1 protein-coding gene is annotated in these 397 nt (G+C 67.5%); it reads left to right on the top strand.

Annotated features, from left to right (window positions below; all coding sequences use genetic code 11):
- Positions 1-397: condensation domain-containing protein (locus tag IE94_RS36780; protein WP_037924925.1), on the top strand; the 397-nt coding region annotated here is incomplete at both ends.

Below are 397 nucleotides of genomic sequence, written 5' to 3'. Positions count from 1 at the left end.
CACCGACCTCACCGGTGACCCCAGCTTCAGCGAGCTGCTGACCCGGGTGCGGGAGACGGACCTGGCCGCCTACGCGCACCAGGACATCCCCTTCGAACGACTTGTCCATGACCTCAACCCCGAGCGTTCCGCCTCTCGGCACCCCCTCTTCCAGACGGTCCTGAACTGGACCGACGAGAAGGAGCGGCGCGCCCTGCTGGACCGTCTCGACATGCCGGGCCTCACTGTGGCTCCGGAGCGGGCCCGTACCGGCACCGCCAAGTTCGACCTGGTCTTCCACCTCTCCGGTCTCTCCGGTGGTGAGGTGGAGTACAGCGTCGATCTCTTCGACCGTGGGTCGGTGGAGGTGTTGGTGGCGCGGTTTGTGCGGGTGTTGGAGGCGGTGGTGGGTGAGCCG

Source organism: Streptomyces violaceorubidus (assembly GCF_000717995.1).
Classification (GTDB): Bacteria; Actinomycetota; Actinomycetes; order Streptomycetales; family Streptomycetaceae; genus Streptomyces; species Streptomyces violaceorubidus.
The sequence above is the reverse complement of the archived record's forward strand: the minus strand, read 5'-3'. Positions and strand labels throughout refer to the sequence as shown.